This window comes from Pseudomonas sp. CFBP 13602 (genome assembly GCF_014842725.1).
In the GTDB taxonomy this organism is placed as follows: Bacteria; Pseudomonadota; Gammaproteobacteria; order Pseudomonadales; family Pseudomonadaceae; genus Aquipseudomonas; species Aquipseudomonas baltica.
In genome coordinates, this window is record NZ_JACYVT010000010.1 from 100,319 (window position 1) to 115,372 (window position 15,054).

Genomic DNA, 15,054 nt, shown 5'->3' on the forward strand with positions numbered 1-15,054 from the left:
GTGTAGCAGCGGCGCTAGCCGCGTCCGGCAGCGCCGCGAATGCATGATGCAACGGCGGCGATCGGGACCCGGCTTGCGCCGGTGCTACAGGGCTGGGTGTGTCAGCCTGATGTTCACTTGGCCGAACTGATGGCCTTGGCCAGCTGCGAGGCGGCCTTCTGCGGATCAGCCTGGGGATTGTTGATGTAGTTGGTCACCACATCGAAGATCGCGCCCTGCACCGCCAGGGTCGTGGCCATGTTGTGCGCCATGCTCGGCTGCAGGCCGCCGGTCTTGTCGTCGGCCAGGAAGTCCTTGGCCGCCGTCTGGGCGCAGGCGTCGAAGCCCAACTTGTCCATCTCGGCGAGCATGTCGGTACGTACCGGGATCGAACCCTTGTTCATGCTGAAGACTTTCTGGAAGTCGGTGCCCAGTGCAACCTTGGCCAGGTCTTGCTGCGCGGCCATGTCGTCCTTGTTCTTGAGTTCGAACACGGCCAGCGAGTCGATGTTGTAGGTGAAGGCTTTCTCGGTGCCGGGGAAGGCCACGCACTGGTAATCCTTGCCGGCCACCTTGCCTGCCGCGGTCCACTCGGACTTGGCCCAGTCGCCCATCATCTGCATGCCGGCCTTGCCATTGATGACGTCGGCAGCCGCGATGTTCCAGTCACGCCCGGCACGGTTGGGGTCCATGTAAGTTGCGACCTTCTTCAGCTCGGTGAACGCCTTGACCATCTGTTCACCCGTCAGGGTGCTCTCATCGAGGTCGACGAAGGCTTTCTTGTAGCCGTCTGCGCCCATGACCGACAACACCACGTCTTCGAACACGGTGCTGTCCTGCCATGGCTGACCACCATGGGCCAGCGCGATGAAGCCCTTGGCCTTGAGCTTGTCGCCGGCTGCATAGAATTCTTCGAGGGTAGTCGGCGCCTTTTCGATACCAGCTTTCTTGAACACCTCGGGGTTGATCCACAGCCAGTTCACCCGGTGGATGTTCACGGGAACGGCCACATACTCGCCGTCGTACTTGACGGTGTCAGACACCTTCTTGACCAACAGGCTGTCCCACTTCTCATCCACGGCAACCTGCTTCAGGGCTTCGGTGCTGAGCAGCCCGGTGCTGCCCCATTCCTGGATGTCGGGGCCTTTGATCTGGGCAACGCCAGGAGGATTGCCAGCCATGGCGCGGCTCTTGAGCACGGTCATTGCGGTGGAACCGCCGCCGCCGGCCACGGCGCCGTCTTTCCAGGTGAAACCGTCTTTCTCCACCTGCGCCTTGAGCACGTCGACTGCTGCTTTTTCACCGCCGGACGTCCACCAATGCACCACTTCGACCGAACCTTTGGAGTCGGCAGCCAGGGCACTGAGCGGGAACACGGAGGCAAGGGAAACGACGATGGCGAGGCGGGAGAGCGAGTTCATGGGACATCCTTTTTTGTTGTTATGCAGATGCAAGTCTGATGCTTGCGTTGCATGAGAGTGTAAACATCGCCACAGGGGCGCAGGTAACGAAGGGATGGGGAAATGTCACCGACTGGTGACATTCGATCGGCTGGCGTGAGCACGCATGAACGTCTCACACCGCCTTGCGTGGCAACACCAACGTCACGCGCAACCCGCCAGCCGGAAGATTCTGCAAGGTCACCTCGCCGCCATGGCTGTGGGCGATATTGCGTGCGATGCCCAGGCCCAGGCCGTAGCCCTGCTGAGTGCCGGCCAGACGAAAGTGCGGCTCGAAGACTTTCTGCAGCCGTTGCTCCGGCACCCCAGGGCCTTCGTCGTCGACGTACAACACGAAGGCCTCGGCGTCGTCATGGATGGACAAGTGCGCGCGGTCGCCGTACTTGAGTGCGTTGTCGATCAGATTGCCGATGCAGCGCTTGATCGCCAGCGGCTTGCCGGTATAAGCCCGGCGCGCCTTGCCTTCCAGGGTCACTCGGCCGTTGCCGTGCGGCGCCAGATAGGGCTCTACCAGGCAGTCGAGTACCTGATCGAGATCGACCCGTTCGATGTTTTCGTGGATGTCGGTGTCTTTGACGCATTGCAGCGCGCCCTTGACCAGCAATTCCAGCTCGTCCAGGTCACGGCCGAACTTGGCTTCCAGGGCTGGATCGTCGAGCAGTTCGACGCGCAGCCGCAGGCGCGTGATGGGCGTGCGCAAGTCGTGGGAAATCGCACTGAACAGCTGGCTGCGCTCGGTCAGGTAGCGGCTGATGCGCTCGCGCATGGCATTCAGCGCACGGGCCACTTCCACCACCTCACTGCCACCGCCGTCCATGGGCGGTTCGTTGCTCACCTCGCCCAACGACAGCTCGCGTGCGGCGCGGGCCAGGCGTTTCAGGGGCCGGCTTTGCCAGTGCACGAGCACGCCGATGAACAGCAGCAGGAACCCACTGGTCAGGGCGATGAACCAGATCTGCTGGGCAGGCAGGCCCTCTTCCTCGAGCGTGGTATAGGGTTCGGGCAACAGCGAAGCGATGTACAGCCATTCGGTGGGTCCCAGGCGAATCTGGGTGACCAGCACCGGCGGGTTGACCGGTTCCAGGGTCAAGGCGTAGTGCGCCCAGGAGCGCGGCAGCTCGTCGAGCTTCAGGCCGCTATTGAAGATGCGCAGGTCGTCGGGGCTGACGAAGGCCACCGAGATATCCACGTCGACGCCCAGCTGGGTGCGGAGCACTGCAGAAACCGCATCGATCACTGCAGTCTTGCGCGCGGTCGATTCGAGCAGCTGCATACCCAGTGGCTTGTCGTTGAGCGAAACGAAAAAGCGCGTACCGCCCATGCTGCGCAGCTGATCCAGGACCAGCGGCCGATAGGCCAGTGGCAAGGAGCGGAAATAGCTGACGCTGGCCGCCATCGAGTGGGCCAGGCTGCGGGCGCTGGTCACCAACCCTTCGAGCTGGGTGGCACGCAGCTGCGACAGCCAGATGACGCTGGACAAGCCCTGCGCCAGCAGCACCGCCAGCAGTGTCAGCAACAGCATGCGACCCAGCAGTGAGCGCGGCTTAAACAGGCGCAACGTGGGCCGCCAGCAAGTAGCCGCTACCACGTACCGTGCGGATCAGCCGCGAGGGCTTGTCATTGTCGCGCAGGCGTTGGCGCAGGCGGCTGACCGCCATGTCGACGATACGATCCAGCGGCATCGGCTCGCGCCCGCGAGTGGCGTTGCCGATGGTATCGCGGTCGAGGATCTGCTGCGGATGGTCGAGGAACAGCTTGAGCAAGGCGAAGTCGGCACCGGACAGGAACACCTCTTCCCCGTCGGTGTGAAACAGGCGGTGGCTGACGGTATCCAGCCGCCAGTCGTCGAAGCCGAGTACCTCGCCACTGCGCTCGCTGGCGAACTGGCTGCGTCGCAGCAACGCCTTGATGCGCGCCTGCAGCTCGCGCGGGCTGAACGGCTTGCCCAGATAGTCATCGGCTCCCAGCTCGAGGCCGATCACGCGGTCGGCTTCGTCGGAGCTGGCGGTCAGCATGATGATCGGCACCTGGGCCATGCGCGGATGCTGGCGGATCCAGCGGCACAGGCTGAAGCCATCTTCGTCGGGCAGCATGACGTCGAGAATCACCAGGTCGGTGCCGACCTCGGCGCCAAGCGCTTCGCGAAAGCCCGCGCCATCGGCCGTGGTGCGCACGGCGAAACCGGCGCGGCTAAGGTAGGTGTCCAGCAGTTCGCGGATGTCCTGATCGTCATCGACCAGCAGGATCGATTTGCCGACAGTGCTCACGTGGGCGTCCTTGTTGTCATTGCCGGGTCGATACGCCCGGCTTTTTTCAAGGGCTGATTAAACGCTCAAGCCTGCGCCTGTTGCAAGGCCACGCCTGCGCCCAACAGCCCGGAGAACTCGGCCGTGACCACCCACACCGGGATGCCCTTGAAGTAATCGCTCATGCAGCCCTTGTCGGCGAAGCTCTCGGCGAAACCGCTTTGCATGAAGATGTCGAGAAAGCGCGGGATCACGCCACCGACGATGTACACGCCGCCCCGGCCGCCCACGGTCAGCACGTTGTTGCCTGCCACCCTGCCCAGGAAGCGGCAGAATTGCTCCAGGGTTTCCCGAGCGACGGGGTCGCCGGCAAGCCCGGCGTCGGTAACCTCCGCAGGCGAAGTGCAGGAAGGCGTGTGGCCGTCCACTTCGCACACAGTTTGATACAACCGTAACAACCCACCACCGCTGAGAATCGTCTCGGCGCTGACGTGACCGATCTGCGCTTCGATGTGCGCGCGCAGTTGGGCTTCGCGCGCGCTGCCGACGGGCAGGTCGACATGGCCGCCCTCACCCGGCAATGCCATCCAGCCGTTGCGCAGGGCGATCAACGTGCCCACGCCCAGCCCCGTGCCTGGGCCGATGACCACTGCCGGACGTGCGGGATCCGCTTCGCCCTCGCAGACCAGCTGGTATTCATCGGGCTGTAGACGGGTCATGCCCAACGCCATGGCGGTGAAGTCATTGATCAGCAGCAGGTGCCCGATCTGCAGGCTTGCGCAGAATGCCTTGCGGCTCAGGCGCCAATGGCTGTTGGTGAAGCGGAACTCGTCACCGTCCACCGGGCCCGCTACTGCCAGGCACGCGGCGCCGATGTCGCCCTTCTGCAGCTTGAGGTCGGCCATGTACACACCGATGGCGTGCTCGGGGCTGGTGTAGTCTGCCGTGGGGAAGACCCGAACCGAATGCAGTGCATCGTTTTCCCAGAGGGCGAAACGTGCGTTGGTACCGCCGATGTCGCCGATAAGGGCGAGTGTCATCGCAAAATCTCCAACCCCGAAGTGAAGGCACTGGCGCCTTGCTCGGCCGAGCTGAAGGCTTGGCGCATGAACCCGAACAGTTCACGCCCGCACCCTACGCCATTGGCCAAGGTGCCGACCGCCGGGGTGCGGCTGGCCAGCGTCTGGGCATCGACGCGTACCTGCAAGGTACCTTCGACACCGTCGACCCGGATGATATCGCCATCGCGCACCAAGGCCAACGGGCCACCGCTGGCCGCCTCGGGACTGACGTGAATCGCGGCGGGAATCTTGCCGGACGCGCCGGACATGCGCCCGTCGGTGACCAGCGCGACCTTGAAGCCGCGATCCTGCAGCACGCCGAGAAAAGGCGTCATCTTGTGCAGTTCCGGCATGCCGTTGGAGCGCGGCCCCTGGAAGCGCATGACCGCGACGAAATCCTTTTCCAGTTCGCCGGCCTTGAACGCATCGGCCAGCTCCTGCTGGTCTTGGAACACGCGGCACGGCGCCTCCACTACTTGGTTCGCCAACGCCACGGCAGACACTTTCATGACGCCCCGACCCAGATTGCCTTCCATCACGCGCAATCCACCCTCGGCCGAGAAAGGCCGTGCCACGGGGCGCAGGATGGTTTCGTCGAGGCTCGCCTCGGGACCCTCGCGCCAGACCAGCCGGCCCTCTTGCAGAAACGGTTCGCGGGTATAGCGGCTCAGGCCATGACCGGCCACCGTGTTCACGTCCTCGTGCAACAGGCCCGCTGCGAGCAACTCGCGAATCAGGAAAGCCATGCCGCCAGCTGCCTGGAAATGGTTGATGTCAGCCTTGCCGTTTGGATAGACATTGGACAGGGTGGGCACCACTTCGGACAAATCGGCCATGTCCTGCCAGGTCAGGATGATGCCCGCAGCCATGGCGATCGCCGGCATGTGCAGGGTGTGGTTGGTCGAACCGCCCGTCGCGTGCAGGGCGACGATCGAATTCACCAGCGACTTTTCATCGACGATGCGGCCGATGGGCGTGAACTCGCCGTTGGCCTTGGTCAGGCGTGTCACCTGATGGGCCGCCTCGTGAGTCAGCGCATCGCGCAGCGGTGTGTTGGGATTGACGAACGAGGCCCCCGGCAGGTGCAACCCCAGCACTTCCATGAGCAACTGGTTGGTGTTGGCCGTGCCGTAGAACGTGCAGGTGCCCGGACTGTGGTAGGACTTCATCTCTGATTCGAGCAATTCTTCACGGCTCGCCTTGCCCTCGGCATAACGCTGGCGAACATCGGCCTTCTCCTTGTTGGAGATGCCCGACGGCATCGGCCCGCCGGGGACGAAGATCATCGGCAGATGGCCAAAGCGCAGCGCGCCCATCATCAGGCCCGGGACGATCTTGTCGCAGATGCCGAGCATCAGGGCGCCATCGAACATGTTGTGGGACAAGGCCACGGCCGTGGACAGCGCGATGGTTTCACGACTGGCCAGGCTCAGTTCCATGCCGGCCTCGCCCTGGGTCACGCCATCGCACATGGCCGGCACGCCACCGGCGAACTGGCCGACCGAGCCGATCTCGCGCAACGCCTGCTTGAGCTGCTCCGGGTAGGTTTCGTAGGGCTGGTGCGCCGAGAGCATGTCGTTATATGACGAAACGATTGCGATGTTGGTCGCATTCATCATGCGCAGTTGGTGCTTGTCTTCGGTGCCGCACCCCGCTACTCCGTGGGCAAAGTTCGCACACTGCAGCTTGCCGCGCATGGGCCCGTCGCTGGCGGCGCTGTCGATCAGTTGCAGGTAGTGCTTGCGGGTAGCTTGGCTACGCGCAATCAGCCGTTGGGTGACCTCAAGGACGCGGGGATGCATGTGAAGAACTCCAGGCTTTGGGGGCGACCTCTGCAACACTCTGTCCGAACTACGACCCATGTCAGGGCTCAAAGCCCTGCAGGCAAGAATCGATGTGAAGGAAGGGTTGTACCGGTCACTCGTTGTAGATAGAACAAAATATTGCCACTAAAAAGGCTTGTTTTCTATTTCTATGCGAATAATCTTGTAATTCCAACAACAAAACAGATTACGTGACCTGCTTGCCCGGACCTGATCCAAGGGGAATCACCCAATCTGATCACAGGAATCACTCATGACCATTCGCATAGCAATCAACGGTTTTGGCCGCATCGGCCGCAATGTCCTGCGGGCACTCTATACCCAAGGCTACCGCCAGGACCTGCAGGTCGTCGCCATCAACGACCTGGGTGACAGCGCGATCAACGCCCACCTGCTCAAGTACGACACGGTGCATGGCACCTTCGACGGCACGGTCGAGCACGACAAGGAAGGCCTCACGGTGAATGGCGACCGCATCTCGGTCAGTGCCATCCGCAACCCGGCGGAACTGCCGTGGAAGGCCGAGAACATCGACGTGGTGTTCGAGTGCACCGGCCTGTTCACCGACCGTGAAAAGGCTGCCGCGCACCTGACGGCCGGCGCGCGCAAGGTGATCATCTCGGCACCGGCCAAGGGCGCCGATGCCACCGTGGTGTATGGCGTCAACCACGACGTGCTGCGTCAGTCCCACGAAGTGATCTCCAACGCTTCTTGCACCACCAACTGCCTGGCCCCGGTGGCCCAGGTGCTGCACCGCGAGCTGGGCATCGAGCAGGGCCTGATGACCACCATCCACGCCTACACCAACGACCAGAACCTGATCGACGTGTACCACAGCGACCCCTACCGCGCCCGCTCGGCGACCCAATCGATGATCCCCAGCAAGACCGGCGCTGCCGAAGCCGTTGGCCTGGTGCTGCCGGAGCTGGCCGGCAAGTTGACCGGTATGGCGGTGCGCGTGCCGGTGATCAACGTCTCGCTGGTCGACCTGACCTTGAACCTTTCGCGCGAAGCCAGCCGCGACGAGATCAATGCGCTGATGCATGCCGCGGCCGAGCAGTCCAAGGTGCTGGGCTACAACACCCTGCCGCTGGTTTCCACCGACTTCAACCACAATCCGCTGTCGTCGATCTTCGATGCCAACCACACCAAGGTCAACGGCAAGCTGGTCAAGGTCATGGCCTGGTACGACAACGAGTGGGGCTTCTCGAACCGCATGCTGGACAACTGCCTGGCGCTGATCAACGCCAAGTAAGGCGCCATAGCGGCTGGATACGGTGGATGCCGTTTCCAGCCGCGATACCTCTTGCAAAGATAGCGACTTGACCAGGCGCACAGATGAGAAGCATTATCATCTTCTGCTTTCCGTCCGGGCAATTCCGTGAGTCAATCACGCTTCAATTCCGTTTTCCTCTCCCAACGCTTGAGTCTGCTGCGCACCCTTCAGCGCATGGTACGCAACCCCAGCACCGCCGAAGACCTGCTTCAGGAAACCTACCTGAGGGTGAATCGTGCCCTGGGTGAGCGACGCATCGAGCACCTCGAACCCTTCGTGTTTCAGACAGCACGCAATCTGGCCCTGGATTATCTGCGCTCACGGCGAGTGCACGAGCGAACCATGGTCGAAGATGTGCCCCTCGACGTGCTACAAGGCATTGCAGCAATGGCCAGCAGTCCGGACGAGGTCGCCCATGCGGAGCGGCTTCTGGCCAGGCTGACCGTGAGCCTTGCGCGACTGACGCCGCGCCAGCAGCGGATTTTCATCCTGAGCCGAGTGCATGGCAGCAGCTATGTAGAGATTGCCGAGGAGCTGAACATTTCGGCGAGCACCGTACAGAAGGAATTGAAATTGATCATGGCGATCTGCATCGGTGTCGCCCAGCGCCTGGAGGAGCATCCGTGAATCGGCAGCATCTACCAGAGCGAGCGCCACCGACGCCTGCCATGGAGCAAGCCATCGATTGGTTGATTGCCCAGCCTTGCACCGACCCCACCGAGCAAAGGGCATTCGAGGACTGGCTGCTGGCCGACCCCGAACATGCCGCGGCATTCGAGCAGGCCCGCGCGGTATGGCACGGCGCGCCGGTTCACCAGGCCGCCGTCGCCCTGCAAACGCGGCGCCGACTGCCGGCCTGGCGTCGGCATTGGAAACCACTGGCTAGCGCCGCAATGCTGGTGGTAGGCGTATTGAATTTCACCCACCTGCCGCTGCGCGTACAGGCCGCTCATCTGACCCAGGTCGGCGAACGGCAACACCTGCAACTGGAAGACGGTTCCAAGGTGCTGCTCAACACCGATTCGGCCTTCTCCAGCCGCATCGACACCCGGCAACGCAGCGCACGCCTGTACGAAGGCGAAGCCTTTTTCGAGGTGCCTCCCAGCCGTCGGCAACCCCTGAAGGTGCAAGCCGGCCCGGTGCGTGCCGATGTGCTCGACAGTGCCTTCGCCGTGAGCTACCACGATGGCCAGGCGCAAGTGCGGGTGCAGCGCGGCAATGTCGACCTCAGCGCCAGCCATGACAAGACGGTGCGCCTGAACGCCGGCGACAGCATACGCATCGGCCCCAGGGGATTCGGCACGCGTGAGCGGCTCGATCCACAGAAGGATCTGGCCTGGGTCCAGGGCCGTTTGATCTTCGAGAATTGCCCAATGGGCGAGGTACTTGCCGAACTTCGGCGCTATTACCCGGGGTGGATCATCAACACCGACAAGAAGCTTGAGCAGGTGGCAGTGACCGGCAATTACCGCCTGGACAACCCGCTCGAAGTGGTTCGCTCGTTGGCTCAGGTGACGTCGGCACAGGTGCGGGAGTTTCCGGCGCTGGTCATCCTGAACTGACGGATACGTCATATCCACGGACCGAGACACCGCATAATTATTTTTACGCTGTAGCGCTTCCCCATCCGTCTAGTCATAGCCAATGCAACTGATTCGCATTCGGATCGGTAACACTATAACGACACGCGACAGGGAGCGCTTTCGATGTCCAAAGGTTTCACTCGTCCTCAGTTTCACCACTCGGTGCTCACCGCTGCCCTGCTGGTGGCCGCCGTGCCTGCCGTAGGCAGCGCTGCGGAGCTGACACCGAACAGCGCCCGCATCAGCGTCAATCACGCCTTCAGCATCGCTCGGCAGACTCTGGCGTCGGCCTTGAACGGCTTCAGCACCACGACGGGCTGGCAAGTCGGACTGCCCGCCGAGCTTGCCCAGGACGTCATTTCACCCGGTGCGCGCGGTAACCTGACGCCGGAACAGGCACTGGATCGGCTGCTCGCAGGGACACCCTTGCGCTACCGGAAAATCAGCGCCAACAACGTTGTACTCGAGCGCAGCTCGCCGGGCGCCGTGATCGCCCTGCAACAGATGACCGTCAGCGCCACACGCCAGGAACAAAGCGCCAACAGCGTCCCGAGTACCGTCAGCGTCCAGGGCCGCAAGCAGCTGGACCGTGACAACGTCAACACCCTTCAGGACCTGGTGCGTTACGAACCGGGCGTCTCCGCAGGCGGCACCGGTTTGCGCAGCGGCCTTACCGGCTACAACATTCGTGGTATCGACGGCGACCGTGTGCTCACCCAGGTCGATGGCGTCGAGGTGCCGGACAGCTTCTTCAACGGCCCCTATGCGCAAACCGAGCGCAATTACGTCGCCCCGGAAATCGTCAAGCGTGTGGAAATCCTGCGCGGGCCGGCGTCGTCGCTCTACGGCAGCAGTGCCATCGGTGGGGTGGTCAGCTACTACACCCTGGACCCGGAAGACATCATCAAGCCCGGCAAGGATGTCGGCGCACGCCTGAAGACCGGTTACAGTTCGGCAGACGAAAGCTGGCTGAACTCGGCCACCGTGGCCGGCCGTTCGGGTGACGTCGATGCCCTCTTGCATCTGAGCCAGCGCAGTGGCCACGAGACCGAATCCTACGGCGACCATACCAGCACAGGGCTGAGCCGCACCGCAGCCGACCCCAAGGACGTGCGCTCGACCAATGTCCTGGCCAAGCTGGGCTGGAACTACGCCGACGATGCTCGATTCGGGCTCACCTACGAAAATTACAAGGACGACCGCGATGTCGATCTGAAAAGTGCCTATGGCGGCCCCTATGCAAATGGCAGGCCGCTGAACTTCTATCAATCGCGCGGTGGCAATGACACCATCACCCGCGAGCGCTTCGGCTTGAATCACGACTTCGAGCTGGACAGCGTCGTGGCCGATCACATCAAGTGGAGCTTGAACTACCAGATCGCCAAGACCGACCAGCACACCGAAGAGCACTATGTCGTCCCGCGCGCGCGCGATGTGTTGCGAGCGCGTGACACTTTTTACAAAGAGCGCCAGTGGGTGTTCGACCTGCAACTGGACAAGGCCTTTGAGTTGGGACAAACCGATCACCTGCTGACCTACGGCACCAACATACGCCAGCAGAAGGTTACCGGCTCACGCAGCGGCTACGGGACCTGCTTGACCGTGATGGGCAGTTGCCGAGCCATCGGCGCCGACAGCGCGGCCGATCGCCTGGTCAAATCCAGCGACTTCCCCGACCCGACCATCAACACCTACAGCCTGTTCGCTCAGGACGAGATTCGCTGGAACCAGTGGACCTTGCGACCCAGCGCCCGCTATGACTACACCCAGCTCAAGCCCCGCCTGACCGATGAGTTCCTGCGCACGGTCAACCCCACTGGCGAGTACACCGTGGCCGACAACGACCGGAACTGGCACCGGTTGTCACCCACGCTGGGCGTGACCTACGACTTCGATGACCACTACACCTGGTATGGGCAGTACGCCGAAGGCTTCCGCACACCTTCGGCCAAGGCGCTTTATGGACGCTTCGAAAACCTTGGCGCAGGCTATACGGTCCAGCCCAATCCGGATTTGGAACCGGAAAAAAGCAGAAGTTATGAAACCGGCCTACGCGGCAAGTTCGAGGCAGGCACCTTCGATATCGCGGTGTTCTACAACCAGTACCGCGACTTCATCAACGAGGATGCGGTCAGCCCCGGGGCGACGTCCGCCGTGTTCCAAAGCAACAATATCAAGCATGCCACCATCAAGGGCGTCGAGCTCAAGGGCCGCTTGAACCTGGACAGCTTCGGTGCACCGCAAGGTCTCTACAGCCAGGGCTCCATCGCGTACGCCCATGGCAAGAACGAAGACAACGGCCAACCGATCAACAGCGTCAATCCGCTCAAGGGCGTATTCGGCCTGGGCTACGAGCAGCAGCAGTATGGTGGCCTGCTCAGTTGGACACTGGTCAAGCGGCAGAACCGAGTGGACAGCAGCGCGTTCAAGTCGCCGGACGGCAGCGGTGTGTTCAAAACGCCTGGCTTCGGCATCCTCGACCTGGCCGGTTACTACAAGGTCACCGACGACGTCACGGTCAACGCCGGCCTGTACAACCTCACCGACAAGAAATACTGGCTATGGGACGACGTGCGCAGTTATGACGGCGTGGGCGAAGCGGCGGTGACATCACCCGCCAACCTCGACCGCCTCACTGCTCCCGGTCGTAATTTCGCGATCAATCTGGTTTGGGACATCTGATAATGGCACTGTAGGGGCAGATAACCGCTGCCCCTGTGGTGGGATTTTTTTACGGTCCGCTGTGAGTTGATTCGTCTCGTCTAAACAGCACCGCACTTTTCAAGGAACTCGCAATGACCGTCACCGAGCACACTCAGGACCTCGCCCCACTGCGCTCCGCCCGCTTGCGCGCGATCAGCCAGGCGTTGCACGACAGCCTGGAAAATACCGTGGCCCGCTACGCGCCATTCGATACGCCGCAAAGCTATGCGCGCTTTCTGCAGATGCAGTACCTGTTCCAATCCGAGTTGCAACACCTGTACAACGACCCGGCCCTGATCGCCTTGTTTCCCGATCTGCCCGAGCGCTGCCGCGCAGAGGCAGCCAAGGCCGATCTGATCGATCTGGGCGTGGCCATTCCGCAACCTGTTCCGGGCGCCCTCAGCGAGCCCAGTCAGGCCACGGCACTCACCTGGATTCGCGTCTCCGAAGGGTCTAAACTCGGCGCCGCCATCCTGATCAAACGGGCTAACGCCTTGGGTTACACCGCCAGTTTCGGTGCTCGCCATTTGGCCGAACCCGAGGGCGGACGCGGCAAAGGCTGGAAAGCCTTCAACGCGATCTTCGACGCCCTGCCGTTCAGCGCGGCTGAAGAAGCGCAAGCTGATCAGGCGGCCAACGATGCGTTTGCGCGCTTGCAGGTGCTGCTGCAACACACCTACGCCGACCACAAGGAAACGGCGCCGGCCTGACCCCCACTGTATGGAACTCATGGACAACCCTCGCCCGCTCCCCTCAAAGCTGGCCCGCGTGCTTTACGGCCTGCTGGCCTATACCAGCCTGATCATCGGGTTGATCGCCATCGTGGTGCCGGGGTTGCCCACCACCGAGTTCATCCTGCTGGCCGCGTGGGCGGCGACCAAAAGCTCACCGCGGCTGAGCGCCTGGCTGGAGAACCACAAGCTGTTCGGCCCGATGTTGCGGAACTGGCGCAATGGCAAGGTCATAACCCGTCGAACCAAGGTCAGCGCAACCGTCAGCATGGTCCTCTGTTCAGTGCTCATGTGGTTTACCCTCAAGCAGCACTGGCCGGTGTACGCGGCGATCTCCGGCATGGTGCTGGTCAACCTGTGGATCTGGTCGCGGCCCGAACGCATCAACCCCCAGCACTGAGCACGCCCGCGTAGGTGCTACAGCTTTGCGCGATGGCAAGGCATACTGCGTCCCTCCGCTGTCCGGAATGCTCGAGACCCCATGCGTATCCACGTCAGCTTCATCGACCGTGTCGGCATCACCCAGGAAGTGCTGGCCCTGTTGGGGGCGCGCAACCTCAACCTCGACGCAGTCGAGATGGTCCCACCCAACGTCTATATCGACGCACCGACCCTCAGCCCGCTGGTGCTGGAAGAACTGCACGATGCGCTGTTCCGGGTGCGGGGTGTGGAGGACGTGCGCGTGGTCGATATTCTTCCAGGACAACGCCGGCACCTGCAGCTTGAAGCCTTGCTGGCCGCCATGGGCGATCCAGTGCTGGCACTGGACAGTGCCGGCAATGTGCTGTTGGCCAACCCGGCTTTGGTCGAGCTGTACGGCCGCGAGCCCGCCGGACAGTCGGTGGCGGACCTGTTCGCCGATCCTGCCTTGCTCGGCGCCTTGCTCGAACAAGGGTTCCGCCTGCCACTGCGCGAGGTCAACCTGAATGGCCAGACGCTGTTGCTCGATGCCACACCCATCACCGACGCCGGTGCCCTGCTGACGCTATACCCGCCCAACCGCATGGGTGAGCGACTGGCCGCCCTGCACCACGACCACGCCGAAGGGTTCGATTCGCTGCTGGGCGACTCTGCACCGATCCGTGCGCTCAAGGCCCGGGCGCAACGTGTTGCGGCGCTGGATGCGCCGCTGTTGATCCAAGGCGAGACGGGCACGGGCAAGGAGCTGGTGGCGCGGGCCTGCCATGCCGTCAGCGCGCGCCACGGCGCGCCGTTCCTGGCGCTCAACTGCGCCGCCCTGCCGGAAAACCTCGCCGAGAGCGAGCTGTTCGGCTATGCCCCCGGCGCGTTCACCGGCGCCCAGCGCGGTGGCAAGCCGGGGCTGATGGAACTAGCCCACCAAGGCACGGTGTTTCTCGACGAAATCGGCGAAATGTCGCCGTACCTGCAGGCCAAGCTGCTGCGGTTCCTCAACGATGGCAGCTTTCGCCGGGTAGGCGGCGACCGTGAGGTCAAGGTCAACGTACGCATCCTCAGCGCCACCCACCGCAATCTGGAGCAGATGGTGGCCGAAGGCGCCTTCCGCGAAGATCTGTTCTACCGCCTGAACGTGCTCAACCTGAACGTGCCACCCCTGCGCGAGCGCGGCGAGGATATCCTGCTGTTGGCCCGTTATTTCATGCAGCAGGCCTGCACGCAGATTCAGCGACCGATGTGCCGACTGACGACGAGCACCTATCCGGCCCTGCTGGGCAACCGCTGGCCGGGCAACGTTCGGCAGTTGCAGAACGTGATCTTTCGCGCAGCCGCCGTCTGCGAAAGCAACACAGTCGACATCGGCGATCTGGACATTGCCGGCACCAGCGTGAGTCGACGCAACGACGGCGACGTCGTCAGCCTGGAGCAGGCCGTTGGCGCCTACGAAAAAGCACTTCTGGAAAAGCTGTACCCCAGTTATCCATCCAGCCGGCAACTGGCCAGCCGTTTACTGACATCCCACACGGCCATCGCCAACCGGTTGCGCAAGTATGGAATCGGTGGCGCGAGCTGATACCTCAGCCGAACCGGACTGTATCTATTTCAATACAGCGTACGTAATTCGATACGACTTCTGTAGCAGCGGCGCAAGCCGCGTCCGGGCTCGCCTGGGTCCATGCAATAGACCGCGTCTACCGCCGACGCGGCTCGCGCCGCTCCTACAGGGGAATCAGGAAGTTTGCTGGTCTGGGTGTTGCGTAGTGTTTTCGTTACAA

General features: G+C 62.6%; 12 protein-coding genes. 7 read left to right on the plus strand and 5 right to left on the minus strand.

Features of this window, described 5'->3' with window-relative positions:
- Positions 1–113 precede the first annotated feature (113 nt).
- From IFU31_RS19755 to edd, 5 genes are all read right to left on the minus strand, one after another.
- Positions 114–1,400, minus strand: coding sequence for an ABC transporter substrate-binding protein (locus IFU31_RS19755; protein WP_185794103.1), 1,287 nt, complete (start codon positions 1,398–1,400; stop codon positions 114–116).
- Positions 1,401–1,554: 154 nt separating this feature from the next.
- Positions 1,555–2,961, minus strand: a complete 1,407-nt coding sequence (locus IFU31_RS19760; RefSeq protein WP_122479740.1) for an ATP-binding protein — start codon at positions 2,959–2,961, stop codon at positions 1,555–1,557.
- Between the two features lie 22 nt (positions 2,962–2,983).
- Positions 2,984–3,706: a response regulator gene (locus tag IFU31_RS19765; RefSeq protein ID WP_122479605.1), complete on the minus strand. Its 723-nt coding sequence runs from the start codon at positions 3,704–3,706 to the stop codon at positions 2,984–2,986.
- A 65-nt stretch (positions 3,707–3,771) separates the two neighbouring features.
- The gene (locus IFU31_RS19770) at positions 3,772–4,725 is read right to left on the minus strand and encodes a glucokinase (RefSeq protein ID WP_122479606.1); all 954 of its coding nucleotides are present in this window, start codon (positions 4,723–4,725) and stop codon (positions 3,772–3,774) included.
- Positions 4,722–6,548 (minus strand): phosphogluconate dehydratase, encoded by a 1,827-nt coding sequence (edd, locus tag IFU31_RS19775; protein ID WP_192104294.1) that lies wholly within the window; start codon positions 6,546–6,548, stop codon positions 4,722–4,724. The genes IFU31_RS19770 and edd overlap by 4 nt, the downstream gene beginning before the upstream one ends.
- A gap of 274 nt (positions 6,549–6,822) precedes the next feature.
- Here edd and gap point away from each other — a divergent pair, with 274 nt between their 5' ends.
- The 7 genes from gap to IFU31_RS19810 all read left to right on the plus strand — a co-directional run bounded on the left by gap (position 6,823) and on the right by IFU31_RS19810 (position 14,852).
- A complete protein-coding gene (gap, locus tag IFU31_RS19780; RefSeq protein ID WP_122713527.1) occupies positions 6,823–7,824 on the plus strand; it encodes a type I glyceraldehyde-3-phosphate dehydrogenase in 1,002 nt (333 codons plus the stop codon).
- Between the two features lie 126 nt (positions 7,825–7,950).
- On the plus strand, positions 7,951–8,472 hold the full coding sequence (locus IFU31_RS19785) for a sigma-70 family RNA polymerase sigma factor (RefSeq protein ID WP_192104296.1): 522 nt from the start codon (positions 7,951–7,953) through the stop codon (positions 8,470–8,472).
- 41 nt (positions 8,473–8,513) lie between these two features.
- Positions 8,514–9,407 (plus strand): FecR family protein, encoded by an 894-nt coding sequence (locus IFU31_RS19790; protein ID WP_192104355.1) that lies wholly within the window; start codon positions 8,514–8,516, stop codon positions 9,405–9,407.
- Between the two features lie 144 nt (positions 9,408–9,551).
- Positions 9,552–12,110: a TonB-dependent receptor gene (locus IFU31_RS19795; protein WP_192104298.1), complete on the plus strand. Its 2,559-nt coding sequence runs from the start codon at positions 9,552–9,554 to the stop codon at positions 12,108–12,110.
- A gap of 113 nt (positions 12,111–12,223) precedes the next feature.
- Complete coding sequence (locus tag IFU31_RS19800) at positions 12,224–12,841, plus strand: biliverdin-producing heme oxygenase (RefSeq protein WP_122479612.1); 618 nt, start codon at positions 12,224–12,226, stop codon at positions 12,839–12,841.
- Positions 12,842–12,860: 19 nt separating this feature from the next.
- The gene (locus tag IFU31_RS19805) at positions 12,861–13,262 is read left to right on the plus strand and encodes a YbaN family protein (protein WP_192053506.1); all 402 of its coding nucleotides are present in this window, start codon (positions 12,861–12,863) and stop codon (positions 13,260–13,262) included.
- Between the two features lie 81 nt (positions 13,263–13,343).
- Positions 13,344–14,852, plus strand: a complete 1,509-nt coding sequence (locus tag IFU31_RS19810) for a sigma-54-dependent transcriptional regulator (RefSeq protein ID WP_192104301.1) — start codon at positions 13,344–13,346, stop codon at positions 14,850–14,852.
- Positions 14,853–15,054 lie beyond the last annotated feature (202 nt).